The organism is Dyella sp. (genome assembly GCF_035486915.1).
GTDB lineage: Bacteria > Pseudomonadota > Gammaproteobacteria > Xanthomonadales > Rhodanobacteraceae > Dyella_B.
This window is the reverse complement of record NZ_DATHMR010000070.1, coordinates 1-4,175: the sequence shown is the minus strand read 5'-3', so window position 1 is coordinate 4,175 and position 4,175 is coordinate 1. Positions and strand designations below refer to the sequence as shown.

General features: G+C 59.5%; 7 protein-coding genes. 4 read left to right on the top strand and 3 right to left on the bottom strand.

The window, feature by feature from the left end:
- The 3 genes from VK725_RS05735 to VK725_RS05725 form a co-directional block, all read right to left on the bottom strand.
- Positions 1-874, bottom strand: an 874-nt coding sequence (locus VK725_RS05735; protein WP_325317098.1) for a chromosome segregation SMC family protein, incomplete at its 3' end; no start/stop codon positions are given.
- Between the two features lie 135 nt (positions 875-1,009).
- On the bottom strand, positions 1,010-1,270 hold the full coding sequence (locus VK725_RS05730; RefSeq protein WP_325317097.1) for a BolA family protein: 261 nt from the start codon (positions 1,268-1,270) through the stop codon (positions 1,010-1,012).
- Positions 1,267-1,569 (bottom strand): YciI family protein, encoded by a 303-nt coding sequence (locus VK725_RS05725; protein ID WP_325317096.1) that lies wholly within the window; start codon positions 1,567-1,569, stop codon positions 1,267-1,269. Before VK725_RS05725 ends, VK725_RS05730 begins: the two co-directional genes overlap by 4 nt.
- Positions 1,570-1,680: 111 nt before the next feature.
- Between VK725_RS05725 and VK725_RS05720 the strand changes: the two genes are divergently transcribed.
- From VK725_RS05720 to VK725_RS05705, 4 genes are all read left to right on the top strand, one after another.
- Positions 1,681-2,334, top strand: a complete 654-nt coding sequence (locus VK725_RS05720) for a membrane protein insertase YidC (protein WP_325317095.1) — start codon at positions 1,681-1,683, stop codon at positions 2,332-2,334.
- 268 nt (positions 2,335-2,602) lie between these two features.
- Positions 2,603-2,923, top strand: coding sequence for a hypothetical protein (locus tag VK725_RS05715; RefSeq protein WP_325317094.1), 321 nt, complete (start codon positions 2,603-2,605; stop codon positions 2,921-2,923).
- Positions 2,924-2,927: 4 nt separating this feature from the next.
- On the top strand, positions 2,928-3,302 hold the full coding sequence (locus VK725_RS05710) for a GntR family transcriptional regulator (protein WP_325317093.1): 375 nt from the start codon (positions 2,928-2,930) through the stop codon (positions 3,300-3,302).
- A complete protein-coding gene (locus VK725_RS05705) occupies positions 3,299-4,156 on the top strand; it encodes an ABC transporter ATP-binding protein (protein ID WP_325317092.1) in 858 nt (285 codons plus the stop codon). The genes VK725_RS05710 and VK725_RS05705 overlap by 4 nt, the downstream gene beginning before the upstream one ends.
- The last annotated feature ends 19 nt before the right edge of the window (positions 4,157-4,175 follow it).

Below are 4,175 nucleotides of genomic sequence, written 5' to 3'. Positions count from 1 at the left end.
CGCCCTGCACCGAGTTCAGATGTTCGCTGGCCTCAGTGTGACGTTCGCGCGCAGTTTCGATCTGCGCTTCGATCTGGCGCTGCGTAGCGAGATGTTTTTCGATGGCGATTTCCGCCGCGGAAAGGCCTTCACCCTGCCCGTCGTGCTGGCTCTTCAGCCCGCGATATTCGAGCGCACGCAGTTCGGCTTCTTTGCGCGTCTGCTCTTCCTTGTACGCTTTCCAGCGCTCGGCGGCGCGCGCCTGACGATTCAAGTGCTCAAGCTGCTTGTCCACTTCGTCGCGCACGTCGCGCACGCGATCGAGGTTTTCGCGCGTCGCCTTGATGCGGCTTTCGGTTTCCTTGCGGCGTTCCTTGTATTTGGAAATGCCGGCAGCTTCTTCCAGATGCGTGCGCAACTCTTCCGGATGCGCTTCGATGATCTGGCTGATCATGCCCTGCTCGATGATCGAGTAGCTGCGTGGGCCCAGACCGGTGCCAAGGAAGAGATCCGTGATATCGCGACGACGGCAGCGCGCACCGTTGAGGAAGTACGCCGATTGCCCATCGCGCGTGACCTGACGCTTCACCGAAATTTCGGCGTATTGCGCGTACTCGCCTTGTATGGTGCCGTCGGCGTTGTCGAAGATGAGTTCGACCGTTGCCTGCCCTACCGGCTTGCGCGCATTCGAACCGGAGAAGATCACGTCGGTGAGCGAGTCACCACGCAGGCGGCTGGCCGCGCTTTCGCCCATGACCCAGCGGATGGCGTCGATGATGTTGGATTTGCCGCAACCGTTCGGCCCGACCACACCGGTCATATTGGTGGGCAGATGCAAGGTGGTCGGATCGACGAAGGACTTGAACCCGGCGAGTTTGATCGTGGTTAGGCGCATGCAGAGTCAGCAGCTCAAAAAGGTGATAGCCCACCGGAGTGGGCGACGGGTCACTGTGCCAAACACATGACAGCATCGCAATGCGTTTAGAGATGGGAGTGACCTGAGAAACATGATCCAACCGATTGATTCGTATCAATCTGGCGCTTTTGCATCGATGGAAAGCGCGTGGATGCCGTTATCCATCAGCTCCCCCAGCGCGGCGTAGACGAGGCGATGACGCTTGATCGGCGGTACACCGGCAAATTGCATGCTTACTACGCGCACATGGAAATGCCCCTTCCCTTCGTTCGCGTGGCCGGCGTGCTTGTGGCCTTCGTCCAGCACTTCCAACTCGACCGGATGCAATGCTGCATCGAGACGGTGGCGAATTTGTTCGACCATCGCTGCCGTCATGCCGGAAGCACCTTGCGGAATGGCTTGACGCTGACACTCGCGTAGACATTCGCCTCGATGTACGGATCAGCCTTCGCCCAGTGCTCGGCCTCGGCCAGCGAGGAAAACTCGGCGACAATCAAGCTGCCGGTAAAACCCGCGGGACCCGGCTGATCGCTATCGATGGCCGGAAACGGGCCGGCCAACAGCAAACGCCCTTCCTGCTGAAGCTTCTCCAGCCGCGCCAGATGCGCGCCGCGTGCGGCCAGCCTGCGGTCCAGCGAATCCGGATGATCCGTGCCAGTGATGGCGTACCACATGTCTACGTGCTCCCTCAGGCAATCTGTGATCTTAGCCGACTGCGCCACCTTGAATCATTCCGGGCCTGGCCCAATTGGCCGCATCAGACATCTGGCAAAGGGAGAGCTGGCATGTGGTCGACGTTCGTGGATGGGATTGGCGGGCTACTTACGCAGCTCGCTCATGTATTTGACGGCAGTTATGGGCTTGCCGTGATTGCAATGGCGGTGGCCGTCCGCCTGATCTTGTTGCCGATGACGTTGCACGCCGCAGAACAGGCGTGGCATCGACAGGCCAAGCTGTTGAAGCTGAAGCCGGAACTCGATCGGCTGCGCGAACGCCATGCGAAAGATCCATCGGCGCACGCCAGCGCCATGCAGTCGCTCTATCGCAAACATGGCGTCACCAGCGGATTGGGTAGCGGCATGCTCACCGCCATCGTGCAGGCGCCATTAGGTGCTGGCATCTACGCGGCCATTCGTCAAAGCGTTGCGGGTGCGGGCTCGTTCCTGTGGATCGGCAAGCTGGCCCGACCTGACGCATGGCTCGCCATTCTCGTGGCGCTGCTGAGCTTTGCAGCTATGGCGCTCAATCCCACGATGTCCGAGCAGGCCAGAACCGCGATCCACTGGCTACCGGTGATCGTGACGCTCCTCGTGACGTGGCACCTCAGCGCCGGACTCTGTCTGTACTGGGCCGGGGGCACCGGTGTGGGTGTGCTGCAGTCCGCCCTATTGCGCCGGCGTATCAACCGCTCAAAGGCCGCCGCGCCACCAAGGCCTTAAAAGACGGGCCAGCAGCGGGTGATATCTGTCAGGAACGATCCCTGACATCGGCCGCTGCCGCCCCCATCGCCCCGCGAGCATGCTCTTCTTACACCGGGAAACGGGCCCGATTTCGTTCTAGGCGATCCGTCAAAGCCCGGTCTGACGCCATTTTCGGGATGTCAAGCCATCTAGGCCATCAGTCATAGCACGTGGTCGTTGACAGCTCCGGATATGGTGTTATAGTTCACTACAACACCGGTCCACGACATCACTAAGGAGAGCCGTCATGAAAGCACCGAACCCGATCGCCCTAACCGCCGCGGTTCTGTTTACCACGGTCAGCTTGGTCGCCCTGAGCCCGAACACTCCGAAAGACCACGTCACCGAAATCAATGGCGCAAAGGTCATCGACCTCGCACCCGTCTTCGTACACCCGACTGCTGCTGACGAACGCGCCGCTTCGCTCCTGGTTGCGGCGGATCTGACCATCCTCAACTCGCCGATCGCCGCCCATGTGGAGAGCGGCGCCAGCCTTCTCGGTGCGCAACTGTCCATGCCCTACTATTCGTTTGGCACCACCAAGTTCGCCGGCATCAGCAAGGAATAAATCCATGTCCATTACCTGGAACGACAGCGTCCCGATCTATCGCCAACTACGCGAACGCGTAGTGGCGATGATCCTGGACGGCGCCTTGAACGAGGGCGACCCGCTGCCGTCAGTACGCCAGGTTGCTGCGGATTTTCAAATCAATCCGCTCACCGTATCGAAGGCGTACCAGGAACTGGTCGACGATCAACTTGTGGAAAAAAGGAGGGGGCTGGGGATGTTTGTCACCGACGGAGCCCGCGAGGCGCTGCTCAAGTCCGAGCGTGAGCGCTTCCTGAAAGAGGAATGGCCAGCACTGTTTGCACGTTTACAGCGCCTTGGCCTCGACCTGAAAACCCTGATGCGCGACGCACCTCAGGATTCGGAGAATCAGTCATGAACGCGGTCATCACCGCCAGTGGTCTGAGCAAGCGCTACAAGAACACGGTTGCGCTGGATGACGTGAATTTCGAGATACCAGCCGGCCGTATCGTGGGTCTTATCGGTCCTAACGGTGCCGGCAAGACCACCGCGCTCAAGGCGATCCTTGGCCTGACCGATTTCCAGGGGCGACTCGATGTGCTCGGCATGGATCCGCGCAGTCAGCGCAATAAACTGATGGAGCAGGTTTGCTTCATCGCCGACGTCGCAGTACTGCCGCGCTGGATTCGTGTGCGCGAAGCCATCGACTTCGTCGCCAACATTCACCCGCGTTTCAACCGCGCCAAATGCGAAGCGTTCCTCGCCCGCACCAAGCTCACCCCCGATCAACGCGTGCGGCAAATGTCCAAGGGCATGATCGTCCAGCTGCATCTGGCGCTGGTGATGGCCATCGATGCCAAGCTTCTGGTACTGGATGAACCCACGCTCGGCCTGGACATTCTTTACCGCAAGCAGTTCTACCAACGGTTGCTTGAAGAATATTTCGACGAGAACAAGACGATCATTGTCACCACGCATCAGGTCGAGGAGATCGAACACATCCTCACCGACCTCATGTTCATACGCGACGGGAAAATCGTCTTGAACACGGACATGGAAGCCATGGGTGACCGCTTTGCCGAAGTGCTGGTGAATGCGGATAAAGCCGCCACGGCACGTCAATTGAATCCACTGGACGAACGGCAAGTGTTCGGAAAGAGCATCTTCCTGTTCGACGGTGTCGATCAGACAAGGCTGGCTGAACTTGGCGAGATACGCCGTCCGTCAGTCAGCGATCTGTTCGTCGCCACCATGAAGGGGACCTACGCATGAAAACCCTCTACTGGCTTGT